Genomic DNA, 18,676 nt, shown 5'->3' with positions numbered 1-18,676 from the left:
CCCGGTGAGACTCGAGGTGCCGCGCGTAACGTGCCGCAATCCGCCGCGCCTTGCGGGGGAAACGGGGGTCCGCCCCCGGAAGACGGCTGCGACGGTGTTCCGGGAGTTCGTGTGGCTGCGCTCATCGAGGACTATGCCCTGATCGGGGACATGCAGACGGCGGCCCTGGTCGCCAGGGACGGATCGGTCGACTGGTTCTGTCTGCCCCGCTTCGACTCACCCGCGGTCTTCGCCGGGCTGCTCGGGACCGAGGAGCACGGATTCTGGCGGCTCGCGCCCGCACAGGCGGCCACCGGTGACGGCGCCGCCGCCCGGCGACGGTACCGCGGGGACTCGCTCGTGCTGGAGTCGGAGTGGGACACCCCCGAGGGGACCGTACGGCTGACCGATTTCATGCCCCCCAGGGGTGCGGGGCGCGGTAGACCGGATGCCGCACCCGTTCTCGTACGTATGGTGGAGGGCGTCTCCGGCCGGGTCCGCATGAGTTCCGCACTGCGGATGCGCTTCAGCTACGGCCGCATCGTGCCCTGGGTGCAGCGGGAGCACGGGCCGGGCGGCCGGGACCGGCTCGTCGCCGTCGCCGGGCCCGACGCGCTGTGGCTGGACGCCGACGTGGACACCTACGGCAGCGATCTGACCACCCACTCCAGCTTCAGCGTCGGCGCCGGCGAACGGGTCGCGCTCACCCTCAGCTGGCAGCCCTCGCACGGGGAGCCGCCGCCGCGGCCCGACGCCGCCCGGCTGCTCGCCGACACCGAGCGGTTCTGGGCCGGCTGGATCGTCCAGTGCAGCTACACCGGTCCCTGGCGCGAAGCCGTCGTCCGCTCCCTGATCACCCTCAAGGCGCTCACCTACGCCCCCACCGGCGGCATCGTCGCCGCCCCGACGACCTCCCTGCCCGAGGAGATCGGCGGTGTACGCAACTGGGACTACCGCTACGCCTGGCTGCGCGATGCCGCCATGACGCTGACCGCCCTGCTGCGCACCGGCTACCGCGAGGAGGCGCGACGCTGGCGGGAATGGCTGCTGCGGGCCGTCGCCGGGGACGCCCAGAACCTCCAGATCATGTACGGCGTCGCGGGCGAGCGGGAACTGCCCGAGGCAGAACTCCCCTGGCTCCCCGGCTACGAGAAATCCGGCCCCGTCCGGATCGGCAACGGCGCCGCCGGCCAGCTCCAGCTCGATGTGTACGGCGAGGTCGTGGACGCGCTCTGGCTCGGGCAGAGTGCGGGCCTCGCCCGCGACGACAGCACCCACATCCTGCAGATGAAGCTCATGAACCACCTCGAGTCGAACTGGAGCGAGCCGGACGAGGGCATCTGGGAAGTGCGCGGCCCGCGCCGCCACTTCGTGCACTCCAAGGTGATGGCCTGGGTCGCCGCCGACCGCACCGTACGCAGACTCGAGCGGCTGCCCCTGCACAGCCCCGTCGAGCGCTGGCGCGCGCTGCGTGACGAGATCCACCGCGACGTCTGTGCGCGCGGCTACGACCCCGAACGGGGCACCTTCACCCAGTACTACGGCTCCCGCGAACTCGATGCCTCGCTGCTCCTCATACCGCAGATGGGCTTCCTGCCGCCCGGCGACCCGCGGGTGGTCGGCACCATCGAGGCCGTCCAGCGCGAGCTGTGCGACGACGGCTTCGTACGGCGCTACCCCGTGCCCGGCGACGGGTCGGACAGGCTCGGCGGAGACGGGCTGCCCGGCGGCGAGGGTGTCTTTCTGGCCTGCTCGTTCTGGCTGGCGCACGATCTCGCGCTGATCGGCCGCAGGGCCGAGGCACGGCAGCTGTTCGAGCGGCTGCTGACACTGCGCACCGACCTCGGACTGCTGGCAGAGGAATGGGACACCCGGCGTGGCCGGCTCGTCGGGAATTTCCCGCAGGCATTCAGCCATGTCCCCCTGATCGACACCGCATTGCGGCTGTCGTGACCGCAGGCCCGGAGGCTGCGGCTGGAGCGAGAGTCGAGAGCGTCGGCGCATTCTCGTGCGGCAGCGAGACATTCGCACATTCCGCGCGAAGGAGAAGTCCATGGCGTCACTGAGAGAGTTCCTCGTCGACAAGGTGCTGCGCCCGACCGGGCGCGCGCTGATCGCCTACGGGCTGTACTGGGTCTGGATCCCGGGCATCCGCACTGAGGAAATCATCAACAGCGACCTGTTCCCGAGAGCCGGCGACAGGTGAGTTCCTCATCCTTTGCCACACAGGTCCACCCGCCTTCAAGGCGGTCTTGAGACGGATTTCCGAAGCTCTGGCCATTAGTACGCGGCGCAGGGGGACATGATGGCTGCATACCGGAACTTCACCGAGCTCGCATGGGACAGAACCTGCCAACTCGCGGACAGGGAGGCCTATTTCTGCGTCGGTGCGGACGAGCACGGTGAACTTCGGTCCGATGTTCTCAGCTACGGAGAACTCGGCGACCGGGCCAGACGGCTGGCCTCCTGGCTCCAGGCCCACGGCTCGCACGGCCACCGCGTGCTCATACTCCATAGCGACGTACGGGAGTTCATGAGCAGTTTCCTGGGGTGTCTGTACGCCGGCGCGGTGGCCGTGCCCGCCCCGGTCCCCGTCGGCTCCCGGCAGAACATCGAACGCGTGGCGGGCATCGTCAAGGACGCGTCGGTCAGCTCCATCCTGACCGACGCGGCCACCGCATCGACGGTCTCCCAGCTGCTGGCCGGCATCGGCCACCCCGAGATCGCCTGCCTTGCGACCGACCGTGCGGGAGCCGGCGACCCGGACGCCTGGCAGGAACCCGGCCCGCTTCCCGACGACGTCGCCTTCCTGCAGTACACCTCGGGCTCGGTGAGCGAGCCCAAGGGGGTCATGGTCACCCACCGCAACCTGCTGGCCAATCAGCGCGCCATCCAGCAGGCGATGCGCACTGGCTCCGACTCGCGGGTCGGCGGCTGGCTGCCGTTCCACCACGACATGGGGCTCGTCGGCCATCTGCTGCACCCCCTGTGGCTCGGCAGCTCCGGGGTGCTGATGCCGCCGATGACCTTTGTGAAGCGGCCGCTGCGCTGGCTGCAGATGGTCGACCAGTACGGCATCACCACCGGCGGCGGCCCCAACCTCGCCTACGACCTGTGCCTGCGCCGCATCAAGGACGAACAGATCGAACAGCTCGACCTCTCCCGCTGGGAGACCGCGGTCAACGGCGCCGAGCCGGTGCGCGCCGAGACCATGGACGCCTTCGCCCAGCGGTTCGCGCCCGCCGGATTCCGCCGCGAAGCCTTCTACCCCTGCTACGGACTCGCCGAGTCCACGCTGCTGGTCAGCGGCGGCGAGCCCGGCGTACGCGCCCGTACCCGGCAGGTGGACACCGCCGATCTCGAACGGAACCTGATGCGCAGCCCCGTCGGCGGCCGGCCGGCGCGCACCCTGGTGAGCTCGGGCCGCCCGCAGAACTGCGAGGTGGCCATCGTCGACCCCAGCACCTGCAGAAAGCTTCCGTCCGGCACGGTGGGCGAGGTGTGGCTGCGCGGCGACAGCGTCACCCGCGGCTACTGGAACCGCCCGCTGGAGAACGCCCACGCCTTCAGGGCCGTCACCGAGGACGGGGACGAGGGATATCTGCGTACGGGGGACCTCGGCGCCATGGACGGCGACGAGCTCTACATCACCGGGCGCATGAAGGACATCATGATCGTCGCGGGCCGCAATCTGTACCCGCAGGACATCGAGCGCAGCGTCCAGCGCGTCAGCGCCCTCTTCGGCTCCAGTGCCGCCTTCGCGGTCGAGTCCGACCGCGACCATGTCGTCGTCGTCCAGGAAGTGCGCACCGGCTCCGGCTTCGAGTGCGAACTGGCGTCCCTTTCGGCCGCCGTGATGAGCTGTGTCGCCAAGGAGTTCGAGGTGGCCGCCGAGAACGTCCTGCTGGTCCGTCCCGGCACCGTGCGCCGCACCACGAGCGGCAAGCTCCAGCGCACGGCGATGCGCAAGCTGTTCCTCGACGGACGAATACAGCCGCTGCACGAGGTTCTGCACCCCGAGGTACGGGAACTGGTCTCGGCCGGAGCAGGAGCAGGAGCAGGAGCAGGAGCAGGAGCAGGAGCAGGAGCAGGAGCAGGAGCCGGAGCCGGAATCGGCCGCGGCGCCGACGACGGGGCGGGCGGATGACCGCAATCACCCAACGGGCCGCAGCGGCAGGCACCCAGGCACCCGGACTGCGCTGGCGCATCGCCGAGCACCTGGACGCGCGGCTCGGCGACCCGAGCGGCACCGGACCGCTGTCGTACGCCCGCACCGCCGCCGAGGACGCCGCAGAACAGTTCCCGGCCGACGCCTGCGCCCTGCTCGGTGAACTGGGCATCCAGCACTACTACGTACCCGCCGAGTACGGCGGCGCGCTCACCTGCTTCCCGCACCTCCTCGAAATCGTGCGCACCCTCGCCCGCCGCGATCTGACGTGCGCGGTCGCCCACGGCAAGACGTTCCTCGGCGCGGTGTGCGTCTGGGTCGCCGAGGACCGCGCCGGAGCGCGCCACCTGGCCTCGCTGGTATGCGCCGGAGAGCCGGTCTCCCTCGGCCTGACCGAACGCACCCACGGCAGCGACCTGATGGCCGGTGAGGTCGTCGCCGAACCCGTCCCGGACGGCTATCGCATCAGCGGCGAGAAGTGGCTCATCAACAACGCCACCCGCGGCCGTCTGGTCTGCCTGCTCGCCCGCACCTCCGCCGAGGGCGGCCCCCGCGGCTTCAGCCTGCTCCTCGTCGACAAGCACGCCCTGCCCGAGGGCACCTTCCGCACGCTGCCCAAGGTGCCCACCCTCGGCATCCGCGGCGCCGACATCAGCGGCATCGCCTTCGACCGGGCGCCCGTCGGTGCCGGCTGCCTAGTCGGCAAGGAGGGCGAAGGCCCCGAGACCGTGCTCAAGGCCCTGCAGATCACCCGGTCGCTGTGCACCGCGCTCTCGCTCGGTGCCGCCGACCACGGACTGCGCCTCGCCCACGGCTTCGCCGCCGGACGCGAGCTGTACGGACGCCGCCTGATCGAGCTGCCCGCCGTACGCCGCACACTCGCCGAGACCTACGCCGACCTGCTGGCCATGGAGGCCCTCGGCACCGTCGCCGCCCGCTCCATCCACACCCTGCCCGCCGAGCTCAGCGTCACCTCGGCCGTCGCCAAGTATCTGGTGCCGACCGTCGTCGACGACATCCTGAGCCGGCTGAGGTCGGTGCTCGGGGCGCGCTCCATCCTCACCGACCACCACGAGCACGGCCGGTTCCAGAAACTCGAGCGCGACCACCGGATCGTCGGCATCTTCGACGGCAACACCATGGTCAACCTCTATGCGCTCACCGCCCAGTTCCGCACCCTCGCCCGCTGCCACCCCGCCCGCGACCACGAAGCGGACACCCTCGCCGCCACCTTCTGCCACACCCGCGAGCTGCCCCGGCTGCGCCCGCACCGGCTGAGTCTGCTGGCGCGCCGCGGCAGCACCGTGCTCGGCACCCTGCCCACCGGCGCCGAAGTGCTGAGCGCACAGGCCTCCCGCGAGCCCGGACTCGCCCGGGCCGCGGCTCTCGCCCGCGCCCTGGCCCGTGCCGCCGACCAACTGCACACGGGGATGAGAGCGGCGCGTCCCGTGCCCGGCGGCGCCCCGGTGGAGAGTTTCGACCTCGCCCGCGGCTACAGCATCTGCTTCGCGGCCGCCTGCTGCCTCGGCGTATGGCAGCACAACCGGCGCACGCTCCACGACGGTTCCACCGCGGGGCTGTGGAACTCCGGCCTGTGGCTGGAGGCCACCCTCGCCCGGCTGGTGGACCGGCTGGAGGACGCGGTGCCCGGCAGCACCGGACCACAGCCACGACTGCCCAGCGCCTACGACCCCGGTCTTCGGACGCTGTACGAAGCCATGCTCACCCGGCTGACCGCCCAGTACGAGGCCGGGGAGCTGTTCTCACTGCTGCCCGGCCGTATCGCAGAAGGACCGCCATGCTGACCCCGAGCCAGGAAGAAGTCACCGTCCAGCAGCGCGTCGCCGAACTGGAGCGGCGCTTCGGCGACCCGGCCGACCCGGACAACCCGCTCGGCCTCGACGTGCTGCTCGCCGCCGACGAGCGCGGCGAACTGCTGGCCGCCGCCGAGGAGGAACTCGCCGCCTTCGGTCTCAACGCCGAGTTCGTGCCCCGGCACCTCGGCGGACGACTGGACCGGATCGACACCCTCGGCCGGGTCCTGCGTGCCGTCTTCCGCAGGGACGCCAGCCTCGGGCTCGGCTACGGCGCCACCAGCTTCCTCGCCGCCGTCGCCGTATGGGCCGGCGGCACAAGGGAGCAGCAGCGGGAGGTCGCCGAACTGCTGCTGGGCGGCGGCAGACTGGCCATCGCGTACCACGAACTCGCCCACGGAAACGACTTCGTACGCAACGAGTTCCGCGCCGTACCCACCGACGACGGCTTCGTGCTGGAGGGCGAGAAGCACGTCATCAACAACGTCGTCCGGGCCGAGGCCCTGGTGCTGTTCAGCCGCACCGAGGAGAGCGCGGGCAGCCGCAGCCACTCCGTGCTGCTCGTCGACAAGTCCCGGCTGCCCACGGACCGTTACGGATACCTTCCGCGTTACGAAACCGTGGGGGTGCGCGGCTGCCAGAACGCGGGCGTGCGGTTCAGCGAGTGCCCGCTGGCGGGCGACGCGCTGATCGGCAGACTCGGCGACGGCGTCGAACTCGCCCTGCGTTCCTTCCAGATCACCCGCAGCGTGCTGCCCTCCATGATCCTCGGCGGCGGCGACACCGCGCTGCGCACTGCCGTCGGGTTCGCCCTCGACCGCAAGCTCTACCACCGCTCGGTGCTGGAGATCCCGCACGCCCGCGCCACCATCGTTGGCGCCTTCACCGACCTGCTGATCAGCGACTGCCTGGCGCTTGCCGCCACCCGGGCCGTCCATCTGCTGCCCGAGGCCACCAGCGTGTACGCGGCAGCCGTGAAGTACCTGCTCCCCAAACTGCTCACGGAGACCGCCTACGACCTGTCCATCGTGCTCGGAGCCAACTTCTACGTGCGCGAGGGGGCGTACGGAGCCTTCCAGAAGCATGTGCGGGACCTGCCGATGATCAGCCTCGGTCACGCGGGCACCGCCGCCTGCCAGGCCACGATCATCCCGCAGCTGCCGCGGCTCGCCCGCACCTCCTGGTTCACCGGCACGGCCGCACCCGCGGGCCTGTTCCGGGTCCGCGACCCGCTGCCGCCGCTGGACACCGGCCGGCTGGTGCTGGTGGCGGGCAGCGACGCACTCGTCGGCTCGCTCGAAGGCGCCGCGGAGCGTATCGCCGAAGAGCGCCGGGCCGGCGAGTACACCGGAGCGCTCACCGCCCTGGCCGCCGCTCTCGAGGACGAATTGCGCAGCCTCCAGGCCGAGTGCCGCGACATGCCCCCCAAGGACCGCACGGTCCTCGCCAGCCCCAAGGCGTACGCGATCGCCGACCGCTACACGCTGCTGCTCGCCGGCGCGGCCTGCCTCGGCGTCTGGAGCCACCAGTCGCCCGAGGACGACGCCTTCCTCGCCTCGCCCGCCTGGCTCGCCGCCGCGCTGACCCGGCTGGTCAAGCGGCTCGGCCATCCGCTGCCGAAGCTCCCCGACGGCTGGGACGACCGGCTGCTCGACGAGGTACTGAACCGCTTCCACGAAGCCCGCAGCTACGACCTGTACGACACCCCGATCGCCGGCTGACCGCAGACCCGCTGCCAAGGAGCATCACATGGTGCATTCCACCGGACCGGACACCCCAGGCCCCCGCTCGGCCGAAGCTGTGGGCGGGTTCGACGAAGGCGACTTCCGCGGCTGGCTGATCAACCGGCTGGGCGAGTACCTGCAGCGCCCTGCCGAGGAGATCGCGCCGAACACCCCCTTCGCCGAGTACGGCATGGACTCGGTCGCGGCACTCAGTCTCTACGGTGACATCGAGGAGGAGTTCGGCCTCTTCCTCGAGCCGACGGTCACCTGGGACCATCCCACGGCCGAAGACCTCGCCCGTCACCTCGCCGAGGAGTTCGCCAAGGCCGGCGAGCGTCGGGGGGTGTGACCATGGGCCGTACTCCGGGCCCTGACCTGCACCCCGTCGCGGTGGTGGGCATGGACTGCAGATTCCCCGGCGCGCCCGACCCCGGGGCCTACTGGGAGCTGCTGATGAGCGGGGCGCACGCCATCGGCGAACGCCCCGACTCCCGCGGCCCCTCCACCGTGCCCGGCGGCTTCCTCGCCGACGCCGACGCCTTCGACCGTTCCTTCTTCCAGGTACCTCCCGCCGACGCGGGCGCCATGGACCCCCAGCAGCGGCTGCTGCTGGAATGCTCCTGGCGGGCCCTCGAGGACGCCGGGACCTCCCCGGCACGGATGGCCGGGAGCCCGGTCGGCACCTACATCGGCTCCATGTCCGACGACTGGCTGCGCCTGAGCCTCGCGATGGGCGAAGTGACGCCGCGCACCGGCACCGGCAGCGGCCGGTCCATGCTCGCCAACCGCATCGCGTACCAGCTCGATCTGCGCGGCCCCAGCATCACCGTGGACACCGCCTGCTCCTCGTCCCTGGTCGCCCTGCATCTGGCCTGCGGTGCCCTGCGGGCGGGCGAATGCGACCTCGCGCTCGCCGGCGGCGTCAACATCGTGGCCGGGTCCGTACTCGACGAGATCTACGCCCAGGCGGGACTCGCCGCTCCCGACGGCCGCTGCAAACCCTTCTCCGCCGCGGCGGACGGCATCGGCCGCGGCGAGGGCGTGGGCGTCGTGGCTCTGCGCCTGCTCGACGACGCCGTGCGCGACGGCGACCCCGTGCACGCCGTGATCCTCGCCAGCGCCGTCAACCAGGACGGCCGCAGCAACGGCATCATGGCCCCGCACCGCGCCTCCCAGCGCGAGGTGATCGCCACCGCCTGCCGCCGAGCCGGGGTGAGCCCGCGCGACATCCGGTTCGTCGAGGCCCACGGCACCGGCACACCGCTCGGCGACCAGATCGAAGTGCTGTCTCTGGGCGACGTGTTCCGCGACGATGCCGGCGAGCGTGTCTGGCCGCTGGCGATCGGCGCGGTCAAGGGCGCCATCGGGCACACCGAAGGCGCCGCCGGCATGGCCGGGCTGATCAAGACGGTCCTGGCGCTGCGGCACGGAGTCGTACCGCCCAGCGCACCGCACGGCGCCGAGAACCCCCGGCTCGCCCTGGCCCGCCGCTCCATGGAGCTGATCCGCGAGCCGCTGGAGCTGCCGGCGGAAGGCTGCCGGGCCGGGGTCTCCAGCTTCGGCATGGGCGGCACCAACGCCCACGCGGTGCTGGCCACCGCGCCCCAGGACGCCCGTGCGGTGCCTGCCACCGCACCCAAGAACGCCCCCGCCGGCGCTTCCACGCCCGCCGCTGTCGCCTCGACGCCCCGCGTCGGCGTGTTCACGCTGTCCGCCGACACCCCCACCGCGCTGCGCCGCAACCTGCGCGTCCAGGCCGATGACGTCGCCCGCCGCGACGGCGCCGAGCTGGCCCGGCTGTGCTGGACCAGCAACCGCTCCCGCGCAGCCCTGCCCTGCCGCTTCGCCACCGTCGCGGACAGCCCCGAGGAGCTGGCCGCGCGGCTGTTCGCCGGCGCCGAGCTGGAGACCGAGTACCCGCAGGCGGCCGAAGCGCCCGTCCTGGCCTTCGCGTTCACCGGACAGGGCTCGCAGTACCCGCGGATGACGGCGGGGCTGTACGAGCAGTCCACCGTCTACCGCACCTTCCTGGAAGAGGCGTCCAAGGCGCTCCAGCCGTACACCGTCGCGCCCGTCCACGAACTGATACTCGCCGGGGACCCGGCGGTCCACCGCACCGGTACCACCCAGCCCGCGCTGTTCGCCGTCCAGTACGCCCTCGCCCGCACGCTCATGGAGCTCGGGGTGCGCCCGGCGGCGGTCGTCGGCCACAGCATCGGCGAGTTCGCCGCAGCCGTCCTCGCCGAGGCGCTGGACCTCGCGGACGCCGCCCGGCTGGTGGCCGTACGCGGTGCGTTCATGCAGCAACTCCCGGAAGGCGGCGGCATGCTGGCGACCCGAGCCAGGCCCGCCGAGGCCGCCGGCCTCGTCGAGGGTGAGCCGTCCGTGGGCATCGGCGCGCTCAACGGACCGGGAGCCACCGTGCTGTCCGGCGATCTCGAAGCGCTCGCCCGCATCCGGGCGCGGCTGGAGGAGCGCGGCCTGGCCTGCACCCCGCTGCGGGTCTCGCACGCCTTCCACTCCCCGCTGATGGCCCCGATGCTGGACCGCTTCGAGCGGGTCGCGGCCCGCATACCCGCGGGCCGCCCCCGGCTGCCGTTCCACTCGACCGTACGCGGCAGGCCGCTCGCGGACGGGGAGGAACTGGACGCCGCCTACTGGACGGAGCACATCTCGGCGACGGTGCGCTTTGAGGACGCGATCACCTCGCTCGCCGCGTCCGCGCCCACCCACGTCGTCGAGATCGGCCCGAAGCCGGTGCTGAGCAATCTGATCCGCCGGATCGCCCCGGCCCGCGACATCCCCGCGCTCGCCGTCTGCCGGGGCGAGGACTCCGGTCTCCGGGAGATCGGCGACGTGCTCGCCCGGCTCCACGGGGACGGTCTCGACCCCGCATGGGACACGTTCTATCCGGACGCCGAGAAGCGGGCGGTCCGCATGCCCGCCCATGTCTTCTCCACCCAGTGGCGGTCCTGGCAGACCCTGCCCGCGCAGGCCGCCGCCGCGGCGCGGCCCGCCGCCGAGCGGGCCGGGGCCCCGACGCCGGACCGGGTGCGCCAGGGCGTGCGGGAAGCCGTGGCGATCGTCAAGGGCGGCCGGCTGGAGGAGTACGACGACGCCCTGCGGTTCTACGACGACCTGGGCTTCGATTCGGTGATGCTGATGGAGCTCAAGTACCGGCTCGAGGTGCGGTTCCCGGAGGTCGGCGAGCTGTCCATGCCGGAGATGCTCGCGAGCCTCGTCAGCGTCGAGTCGCTGATCGGCTATCTCGGCGAGCAGCTGAACGCGGCGGTGGCGCGGTGAGCGACCGCGCGGGCCGAGGCGGGGCCGCCATCGCCGGCGTGGGCAGCGCCCTGCCCGGCGACCCCGTCGACAACACCACCCTCGGCGAGCGGCTGGGTGTCGCACCGGAGTGGATCGACACGTTCATCGGCACCCGCACCCGGCACTTCAGTCTCGACCTGGCCGACGGCCGGCCCCGCTGGTCGCTGGAGGACCTGTGTGCCGAGGCCGCCGACCGGGCGCTCGCCGACGCCGGGGCCGATGCCGACGACGTGGCGTTCGTCGTCCTCGCCACCGCCACCCCCGATGCCCTCATGCCCACCACGGCCGCCATGGTCGCCGACCGGCTCGGCATCGACCAGGTGCCCGTCTACCAGTTGCAGTCGGGCTGCTCCGGGGCCGTCCAGGCGATGGCCTTCGCCTCGTCGCTGCTCGCCGCGGCCGAACGCGGCAGCAGGCCGGTGGGCCTCGTCGTCGGCGGGGACGTGTGCAGCAAGCATCTCGACCTGAAGCAGGACTTCCGGGCGCTGCCCCCCGCCCAGCTCGTCAACTACGTCCTGTTCGGCGACGGCGCCGGCGCCCTCGCGCTCAGCCGGACGGCCGGCACCCACCGGGCCCGCCTGGTGCGCGCCGAGCACCGCATCGGCGGACTCGGCCGCGCGCCCGGCCAGCGCGTCGAATGGTTCGGCCAGGCCGACCGGCACAGCGACCGGCCCGCGGTCACCGAGGACTACAAGGCCGTGGAGACACAGGTGCCCGTGCTCGCCGAGGAGATGCTCCGGACGCTGTGCGACAGGGTCGGCTGGCCGGCCACCACCCTCGCCCACGTCCTGCCGCCCCAGCTCGGCGGCCGGATGACCGAGCGGATCACGAGGGGGCTGCGGCAGGGCCTCGAGTGGGAGGAGGTCTCCTGTGTCGCGGAAACCGGGAACAACGGGAACGCGCTCGCCTTTCTCCAGCTCGAACGGCTGCTACCGCGGCTGCGCGCAGGGGGACGGGCCGTCGGCATCGCGATCGAGTCCAGCAAATGGATCAAGGCCGGCTTCGCAGTGGAGGCGACACCATGAGCGGGCGACCTGAGGCACAGCAGGACGTGCGGGCCCTGTACGACACCGGCTCACTCGCCGGCGCGTACCCCCGGCTGCCGGCACTGCTCGCCCGGCTCGACGACGACGGTCTCGACAGCGCGGGGCGGCTGCTCGCCCGGCTCGACCCCGCCGACGTGCTCGCCGCGCACCCGGACACCTCCGCCGTGCGCATCGCGGTCACCGGACGCTCCACCACCGCAGGGCTGCTGCCCGCCCTCACCGTCCAGCTCGCCCGGCACGGACTGCTGCTGATCGGGCACACCGGCGGCAGCGGCAGCTATGTCCAGGACCTCGCCGACCCTGCGTCCGAGCTGTACGCACACCGGCCCGAGCTGACTCTGTGCGTCCTGGACCCGCTGACCGTGTGGGACCGGGTGCCGTCGCCCTGGCAGCCGTACGACGTGGCCCTGGAGGCCGAACGGCAGCGGCTGCTGCTCGCCGAACTCGCCGGTGCCCATGCCGCTCACGCCCCGGCCGGAGCCACCCTCGTCCTCAACACCCTGCCGCTGCTGCGCCGCTTCACCCATCAGCAGACCGGACTGCTGCAACGCGCCGAACTGGGCGCGCTCTGGCGGGAGTTCAACGCCGATCTGCTGCGGATGGCCGACCCGGCCGCAGGCATCGCCGTACTCGACCTGGAGCCGCTCACAGCCGCCGGGGTACGTGCCGACGATCCGCGCCTCGGGGCATACGCGGACGCCCATTGCTCCGCCGCGCTGCTCGCCTCCTACGCCCGGGAGGCCGCCCATCTCGCCCGCGCCCTGCGCGGCGACACCAAGAAGTGCCTGGTCCTGGACCTGGACGGCACCCTGTGGGACGGCATCCTGGCCGAGGACGGGCCGGCGAGGGTCCGCGGCGCCACCTCGCTGCGCGCGGGCGCGTTCGGCGCCTTCCGGCGTACCGTCGAACAGCTGGCGTCCCAGGGCGTGCTGCTCGCCGTCTGCAGCAAGAACGATCCGGAGCCCGTCGCCCGCGCGCTGGCCGCCCACCCCGACTGGCCGCTGAGCGCCGACGACTTCGTGAGCATCGTCGCCGACTGGGGCTCCAAGGCCGAAGGCGTCGCACAGATCGCCGCCGGGCTCGGCATCGCACCCTCCGCCGTCGTCTTCGCCGACGACAGCCTCTTCGAGCGGGAGTCGGTACGGGCCACCGCACCTGGTGCCGCCGTCGTGGAGCTGGACGCGGAGCCCGCGCTGCACAGTGAACATCTGCTGGCCGACGGCTGGTTCGACGTCCCCTCCGTCACCGAGGAGGACCGCGGCCGCGCCGAGCGCTACCGGGAACGGCAGCGGCGCGAACGCCGGCAGGCGGGCGCCAAGGACTACGACAGCTTCCTGCGTGACCTCGGCATCGAGGTCGCCGTCGCCCCCGCCGAGAGCCACCACATCGCCAGGATCGCCCAACTGAGTCTGCGCACCAACCGCTTCAACCTCACCGGGGAGCGGCTGGGCGCCGCGCAGATCGAGCGTATGGCCGCCGACCCGGACACCTTGGTGCTGGCAGTGCGCGCCGCCGACCGGTACGGCGACGACGGCATCGTCGGCGCGCTGTTCGGACACCGTGACGCGGCAGGACTGCACCTCGCCAACATGGTCATCAGCTGCCGGGTCCTCGGCCGCGGGATCGAGGACGCGGTGCTGGACGGGCTGCTGCACGCGGCGGTGGACGCCGGGCTGCCCGCCGTGCACGCACAGTGGCGGCCGGCCGCCGCCAACGCGGCCGTGCGGGGCTTCTGCCCGGCGCACGGCTTCCGAGCCGTCGCCGTGCCGGGCAAGCAGGGCGACGGCGTCCGCTACCGCCACACGCTCGCGGACCTGCGGCCCGTACCGGCCCATGTGCGGCTGCGGCTGAGGCTGTCGCCGACCGAACCCGTCCTCGAGCCGCAGGAGGTGGAGGAATGCACACCGTCGTCGATCTGATCACGCTCGCCAACGAGTATCTGGGCACCGACCTGGAGCCCGCGGACGCGGAACGCGACCTGGCCGAACTGGCCTGCTGGGACTCGGTGTACCTGCTGCGCCTGGTGACGCTGCTGGAGCGCGAGCTGGGCAGACCCGTCTCCGTGGCCGACATGCTCGAAGCACGCACCCTCGGCGACATCTGGACCGCAGCGGTGGGTCCATGAGCGGCTTCGGGGGCGACCGGGCCCGGCGGCACACGCGCTACTTCCTGGCCTGGGCCCGGTCCGCCGCCCCCGTGCACCTGGGCGCCGACGTCGACATGACCCGGGTCGAGGAGCACCGGGCCGCCGAGCGTGCGGCGGGCCGGCGGGTGTCGGTCGTCAGCTTCCTGCTGTACGCGGCGGGACGGGTGCTCGCCACTCACCCCGAGGCCCGCAGGCTCGCCCGTGGTGGCCTGTGGCCGCGCACCGTGGCACTGCCCGGTGCGACGGGCGGTGCGGCGGTTGGGGTGGCGGCCAAACTCGCACTCGACCGCCGAGGGCCGGCCGGTGAGCGGGTGGTGCTCACCGCCGTACTGCCGCGCACGGACACGGCGACCCTGACCGAGATCCAGGATGCGGTCGACCGCTGCCGCCGCAGCGGCCCGCTTGAGCCGCCCGGCGCGGCAGCCGTACGACTGCTCAACCAACTACCGCCTCCCATCGGCCAGTTGGCCTTCCGGCTCGGGGTCAGGGCCCCGGCGGCACGGGAGCGGCGGCTCGGCACCTTCGCGGTGAGCTCGCTCGGGCACCGCGCCGTCGACGTATTCCACTCCTACGGCGGCACGGCGGTCACCTTCTGCGTGGGGCGGGTGACGGACCGAGCCGTGGTGCGCGACGGGCACCTCGCGGCAGCGCCGGTCATGCGCCTCGGGCTGACCTTCGATCACAGAGTGCTCGACGGAGCTGCCGCGGCGGACGTACTCGACGGAGTGGTGAAGCGGCTGGAGGACTGGCATGGTGATGTTTCCGGGACCCGTGGCGAACCCCGCGACGGAGCAGGGATTCGCCCGGCCCGTACGGGTGACCGGCCCCGAGGGCCCCTGGGAACAGGTCCGTGACGCGGTGCACGCGTACGGCAGCGTGGTCGTCCACGCCCAGCTCGACGACTGGCTGCCGGGCGACCTGGACGCGCCCGGACTGCGCCCGCTGCTGGGCCGCGACTACCCGCGCTTCGCCGCCATGACGCACCATCAGATACGGTCCCGCTTCGTGGCCTCACGGCTGCTGCTCAAGCATGTCGCCTGCGCGGTGATCGAGGCGGCGCCGCACACCGTCGAGCTCGCCTACAAACCGGGCGGACGGCCCTATCTGCGGGGGCTCGACCAGATCGACATCAGCCTCAGCCATACCGAGACCCTGCTGCTGGTCGGACTGACCAGACGCGGCTGGATCGGCGTCGACGCCGAGCTGCGGGACCGGCCGATGCTCGGGCTCGGCACGGAGAACCAGGTCTGTACGCCGCACGAGCGCCAGGCGCTCGCGCAGATCGCCGACGAGCGCCGCAACGGGGCGCTGGTGCGGCTGTGGACGCTGAAGGAGGCCTACAGCAAGGCGATCGGCCAGGGCATGCGCTTCCGGTTCACCGAGTTCGGCTTCGGGCCCCAGGAGCGCAGGGTGCAGGTGCTCCGGCCCGACGGTTCACGCGGCACGGGCGACGAATGGACCTTCCACACCTGCCTGGTGGACCGTAAGTACACGGTGAGCGTGGCCCTGTTCGACGCCGGATTCGGGGACACCAGCGACACCGCGGCCTCCACCATGCTCGACGCCGGGCTGATGGAGGCGCTGGGGGACCGTCCGACGGGGGAGGACACGCCATGACGATCAGCACCGATGTGTGCGTCGTGGGCGGCGGGCCGGGCGGCCGGGCGCTGGCCCTCGCCCTGGTCCGGCTCGGCCGCCGGGTGGTGCTGCTGGAGCAGCGCACGGGCACGGCGCGTGCCTTCCGCGGCGAGTCCGTCTCGCCCGACGGCGTACGGCTGCTGGCGGGTCTCGGTGTCCTGGAGCGGGTGCGCGAGCACGCACACGACGTGCACCGGCTGGAGATCACGGACGGCGGCGCGCACGTGCTCGACGTGCGCTTCGACACCTTCCCGTACGCCTACCGTCATCCCGTCGAACTCGCCCAACCGGTACTGCTGTCCGCACTGGCCGAGGCGGCGGCCGAACAGGGCGGCTGCACCGTGCTCGAACCCGCCACCGCCGTCGAACTGCTGCTGGACGGCTCCATGGTGCGCGGGGTGCGCGCCAAAACCCGTGACGGAACGGTCGAGATACGGGCCGAGGTCACCGTCGGCGCCGACGGACGCTACAGCTCCGTACGCCGGCTGAGCGGCATCGGGCGCGGCGCGCGCCGCGCCGAACTGGACCGCGACGTGGTGTGGATGAAGCTGCCGTTCCCGCCTGCCTGGGACCGGCGCGCGTACCGGGTGCGGATCAGCTCCGGCCGCCACGGGCTCTTCCTGCCGAGCACCGACGGCACGGTGCGCATCGGGCTCAACATTCCCAAGGGCGGGCTGCGCGAGCTGCGTTCGGGCGGGCTGGACCGGCTGCACGCCCGGATCGCCGAGCTCGCTCCCGAGCTCGAGGCCGAGGCTGTCGCCTCGCTGCTCAGCTGGTCAGACACGGCACTGCTCGACATCTTCACCACCGAGGTACGGCGCTGGTCCGCGCCCGGTGTCGTGCTGATCGGCGACGCCGCGCACACGCTCTCGCCCATCCTCGGACAGGGCGTCAATCACGCGCTCGCCGATGCCGTCGCACTCGCCCCGCTGCTGGCCGGCGCTCTCGCCGGGCCGCGCAGTGCGCTCCCCGGCGCGCTGGCCGCCGCCGTCCTCTCCTTCCAGCAGGAGAGGGAGGGCGCGGTGCGGCGCTCCCGGGCGCTGCAGCTGCGCCAGGAACGGATGTTCAGCCTGTCCGCCCCGCCCGCGGCAGCACTGCGCCGGGCCGTTTACCGCGCGGTGAACGCCAGCCCCGCGCTGCAGCGCCGGGTACTCGCCCCCGCCTACTTCCCCGGACAGCGGCCCGGATCCGCGGCCAGGCACGTGCGGACGGAGCAGCGGACATGACCGGCGACACCAGGGAACCGCTGCTCGCACAGCTGCGCCGCCATGTGCGCCTGCACGCCCGCGCCCAGGGGCTCGCGCCCGAGCACTGCAGGCGGCTGCTCGCCGGGATCTCCAGAACCGACGGCGAAGGGCCCGGCTCATGGCCCGTCGTGTGGAGCCGCGCGGGGGACGCGCTCGCGGGCCGCGGCCGGTACCTGGAGGCGGGCCGCCACTATGCTCTCGCCCGCTTTCCCTACGCGGGCCCCGGCGACGCGGTCCGGCACCTGGCCCAGGAGCGCTCCGTCGCCGCCTTCGACCGCTGGCGGCGCACCCAGCGGGGCATCGGGCGCCTTGAACTGCGGCTTGCCGAAGGGGAATTCGCCTGCTGGACGGCCGGTCTGGACCTGCGTGGCGGGCCGCGTCCGCTGGTACTCGTCATGGGCGGCATCGTCAGCGTCAAGGAGCAGTGGGCGCCGATCCTGGCCCGCGCCGACGCCCTCGGCGTGGCATTCGCGGTCACCGAGCTGCCCGGCGTCGGCGAGAACACGCTGCGCTACGGCGCCGACAGCCACCGCATGATCAGCGCCGTTCTGGACGCGCTGGCCGACCGTGCGGACGTACGGCGCACCAGCGCTGTCGCCCTGAGCTTCGGCGGGCATCTGGCCCTGCGCGCCGCGCTGGGCGACGACCGTATCCGCGGGATCGCGACGGTGGGAGCGCCTGTGCACCACTTCTTCCTCGACCGCGACTGGCACCCGGGCGTCCCCGCCGTCACCGCGCACACGCTCGCCCATCTCATCGGCTGCCCACCGGCCGAAGTGTTCGACGCGGTACGCTCCTGGGCGCTGACCGGGGACGAACTCGCCCGGCTGCGTGTCCCGGTGACCTACGCCGCAGCGCTCCGGGACGACATCGTGCCGCTGACGGAGACGGGCGCGCTCCTGAGCGATCCGCGTGCCCCCCACCAGGTCCTGTTCCTCGACGACGAGCACGGCGCTCCGGCCGAACTCGCCCGCGTACGTGTGATGTTGCTCCGTGCGGCGCTGCGCGCGTCGGGCGCCCACCCGGTGCGCCGCGCCGCCCTGGCAGCCGCGGACGGCGCCGGACGGCTGCGCGCGGCCGTCGGGCGGGCAGGACGGCTGGCGGTATGACCCGGGGCTGGACGTATCACGCCCCCACCGGGCGGGCGTTGAGCGGAGTCGTCGGCGTCGCGGCGCTGGTGGCGGGGGCGCGGCTCGGCGGCCGGGGCAACAAGGTCCTGTGGACGGCCGCGGTGCTGCCGGACGTCGCGCTGCTCTACGCAATCGCCGCCGCCCCGGGCTTCGAACGCCTCCCGCGCTACGCGGTGCGCCCGTACAACACGCTGCACTCACCGGCGGTACCGGTCACGCTGCTGTCTCTCGCGGCGGTCACCCGCAGCCGCACGACAGCGGTCGCCGGTCTGGGCTGGCTCGCCCATATCGCCGTCGACCGCGCCTTCGGCTACGGCCCGCGCCGGCCGGACGGCCTGCGGTACTGAGGGGTCGTGGCGTCGCCATGCGCCACGACGCGGCGTCGCCCCCGGGACCATGATCCGGGGGCGACGCCTGAGCCAGTGGCCGAAAGCCTCAGCCGCGTCCGCGTGACAGCGGA

At 72.8% G+C, this 18,676-nt stretch carries 15 protein-coding genes; all 15 read left to right on the top strand.

The window, feature by feature from the left end:
- Positions 1-111 precede the first annotated feature (111 nt).
- The 15 genes from OHS70_RS04350 (at position 112) to OHS70_RS04280 (ending at position 18,563) form a co-directional block, all read left to right on the top strand.
- A complete protein-coding gene (locus OHS70_RS04350; RefSeq protein ID WP_328393823.1) occupies positions 112-1,932 on the top strand; it encodes a glycoside hydrolase family 15 protein in 1,821 nt (606 codons plus the stop codon).
- 100 nt (positions 1,933-2,032) lie between these two features.
- On the top strand, positions 2,033-2,185 hold the full coding sequence (locus tag OHS70_RS04345) for a hypothetical protein (protein ID WP_328393821.1): 153 nt from the start codon (positions 2,033-2,035) through the stop codon (positions 2,183-2,185).
- Positions 2,186-2,281: 96 nt separating this feature from the next.
- Complete coding sequence (locus OHS70_RS04340) at positions 2,282-4,126, top strand: fatty acyl-AMP ligase (protein ID WP_328393819.1); 1,845 nt, start codon at positions 2,282-2,284, stop codon at positions 4,124-4,126.
- Positions 4,123-5,952, top strand: a complete 1,830-nt coding sequence (locus OHS70_RS04335; RefSeq protein ID WP_328393817.1) for an acyl-CoA dehydrogenase family protein — start codon at positions 4,123-4,125, stop codon at positions 5,950-5,952. The genes OHS70_RS04340 and OHS70_RS04335 overlap by 4 nt, the downstream gene beginning before the upstream one ends.
- Positions 5,946-7,682, top strand: a complete 1,737-nt coding sequence (locus tag OHS70_RS04330; RefSeq protein ID WP_328393815.1) for an acyl-CoA dehydrogenase family protein — start codon at positions 5,946-5,948, stop codon at positions 7,680-7,682. The genes OHS70_RS04335 and OHS70_RS04330 overlap by 7 nt, the downstream gene beginning before the upstream one ends.
- 28 nt (positions 7,683-7,710) lie before the next feature.
- A complete protein-coding gene (locus OHS70_RS04325) occupies positions 7,711-8,034 on the top strand; it encodes an acyl carrier protein (RefSeq protein ID WP_328393813.1) in 324 nt (107 codons plus the stop codon).
- A gap of 2 nt (positions 8,035-8,036) precedes the next feature.
- On the top strand, positions 8,037-10,988 hold the full coding sequence (locus OHS70_RS04320; protein WP_328393811.1) for a type I polyketide synthase: 2,952 nt from the start codon (positions 8,037-8,039) through the stop codon (positions 10,986-10,988).
- Positions 10,985-12,034 (top strand): 3-oxoacyl-ACP synthase, encoded by a 1,050-nt coding sequence (locus tag OHS70_RS04315; RefSeq protein WP_328393809.1) that lies wholly within the window; start codon positions 10,985-10,987, stop codon positions 12,032-12,034. The genes OHS70_RS04320 and OHS70_RS04315 overlap by 4 nt, the downstream gene beginning before the upstream one ends.
- Positions 12,031-13,974 carry an HAD-IIIC family phosphatase gene (locus tag OHS70_RS04310; protein ID WP_328393807.1) on the top strand — a complete coding sequence of 648 codons (1,944 nt, stop codon included), beginning with the start codon at positions 12,031-12,033 and terminating at the stop codon, positions 13,972-13,974. Before OHS70_RS04315 ends, OHS70_RS04310 begins: the two co-directional genes overlap by 4 nt.
- On the top strand, positions 13,953-14,180 hold the full coding sequence (locus tag OHS70_RS04305; RefSeq protein WP_328393805.1) for an acyl carrier protein: 228 nt from the start codon (positions 13,953-13,955) through the stop codon (positions 14,178-14,180). The genes OHS70_RS04310 and OHS70_RS04305 overlap by 22 nt, the downstream gene beginning before the upstream one ends.
- Positions 14,177-15,055, top strand: a complete 879-nt coding sequence (locus OHS70_RS04300) for a 2-oxo acid dehydrogenase subunit E2 (protein ID WP_328393803.1) — start codon at positions 14,177-14,179, stop codon at positions 15,053-15,055. The genes OHS70_RS04305 and OHS70_RS04300 overlap by 4 nt, the downstream gene beginning before the upstream one ends.
- The gene (locus OHS70_RS04295) at positions 14,958-15,818 is read left to right on the top strand and encodes a 4'-phosphopantetheinyl transferase family protein (RefSeq protein ID WP_443062726.1); all 861 of its coding nucleotides are present in this window, start codon (positions 14,958-14,960) and stop codon (positions 15,816-15,818) included. Before OHS70_RS04300 ends, OHS70_RS04295 begins: the two co-directional genes overlap by 98 nt.
- A complete protein-coding gene (locus OHS70_RS04290; protein ID WP_328393799.1) occupies positions 15,815-17,065 on the top strand; it encodes an FAD-dependent monooxygenase in 1,251 nt (416 codons plus the stop codon). Before OHS70_RS04295 ends, OHS70_RS04290 begins: the two co-directional genes overlap by 4 nt.
- Entirely contained in the window at positions 17,062-18,195 is a 1,134-nt protein-coding gene (locus tag OHS70_RS04285) for an alpha/beta hydrolase (RefSeq protein ID WP_328393797.1), read from the top strand. Before OHS70_RS04290 ends, OHS70_RS04285 begins: the two co-directional genes overlap by 4 nt.
- Positions 18,192-18,563, top strand: coding sequence for a DUF4260 family protein (locus OHS70_RS04280; protein ID WP_328393795.1), 372 nt, complete (start codon positions 18,192-18,194; stop codon positions 18,561-18,563). Before OHS70_RS04285 ends, OHS70_RS04280 begins: the two co-directional genes overlap by 4 nt.
- Positions 18,564-18,676 lie beyond the last annotated feature (113 nt).

Origin of the sequence: Streptomyces sp. NBC_00390 (assembly GCF_036057275.1) — a bacterium.
Lineage (GTDB): Bacteria > Actinomycetota > Actinomycetes > Streptomycetales > Streptomycetaceae > Streptomyces.
Note: the sequence above shows the minus strand (reverse complement) of the source record. Positions and strands in the feature narration are given on the sequence as shown.

What these genes read in the sequence shown, in the direction of transcription:
- OHS70_RS04345 (WP_328393821.1), top strand. Translation starts at nt 2,033, where the DNA reads ATGGCGTCACTGAGAGAGTTCCTCGTCGACAAGGTGCTGCGCCCGACC.
- OHS70_RS04340 (WP_328393819.1), top strand. Translation starts at nt 2,282, where the DNA reads ATGATGGCTGCATACCGGAACTTCACCGAGCTCGCATGGGACAGAACC.
- OHS70_RS04335 (WP_328393817.1), top strand. Translation starts at nt 4,123, where the DNA reads ATGACCGCAATCACCCAACGGGCCGCAGCGGCAGGCACCCAGGCACCC.
- OHS70_RS04330 (WP_328393815.1), top strand. Translation starts at nt 5,946, where the DNA reads ATGCTGACCCCGAGCCAGGAAGAAGTCACCGTCCAGCAGCGCGTCGCC.
- OHS70_RS04325 (WP_328393813.1), top strand. Translation starts at nt 7,711, where the DNA reads ATGGTGCATTCCACCGGACCGGACACCCCAGGCCCCCGCTCGGCCGAA.
- OHS70_RS04320 (WP_328393811.1), top strand. Translation starts at nt 8,037, where the DNA reads ATGGGCCGTACTCCGGGCCCTGACCTGCACCCCGTCGCGGTGGTGGGC.
- OHS70_RS04310 (WP_328393807.1), top strand. Translation starts at nt 12,031, where the DNA reads ATGAGCGGGCGACCTGAGGCACAGCAGGACGTGCGGGCCCTGTACGAC.
- OHS70_RS04305 (WP_328393805.1), top strand. Translation starts at nt 13,953, where the DNA reads ATGCACACCGTCGTCGATCTGATCACGCTCGCCAACGAGTATCTGGGC.
- OHS70_RS04300 (WP_328393803.1), top strand. Translation starts at nt 14,177, where the DNA reads ATGAGCGGCTTCGGGGGCGACCGGGCCCGGCGGCACACGCGCTACTTC.
- OHS70_RS04295 (WP_443062726.1), top strand. Translation starts at nt 14,958, where the DNA reads ATGTTTCCGGGACCCGTGGCGAACCCCGCGACGGAGCAGGGATTCGCC.
- OHS70_RS04290 (WP_328393799.1), top strand. Translation starts at nt 15,815, where the DNA reads ATGACGATCAGCACCGATGTGTGCGTCGTGGGCGGCGGGCCGGGCGGC.
- OHS70_RS04285 (WP_328393797.1), top strand. Translation starts at nt 17,062, where the DNA reads ATGACCGGCGACACCAGGGAACCGCTGCTCGCACAGCTGCGCCGCCAT.
- OHS70_RS04280 (WP_328393795.1), top strand. Translation starts at nt 18,192, where the DNA reads ATGACCCGGGGCTGGACGTATCACGCCCCCACCGGGCGGGCGTTGAGC.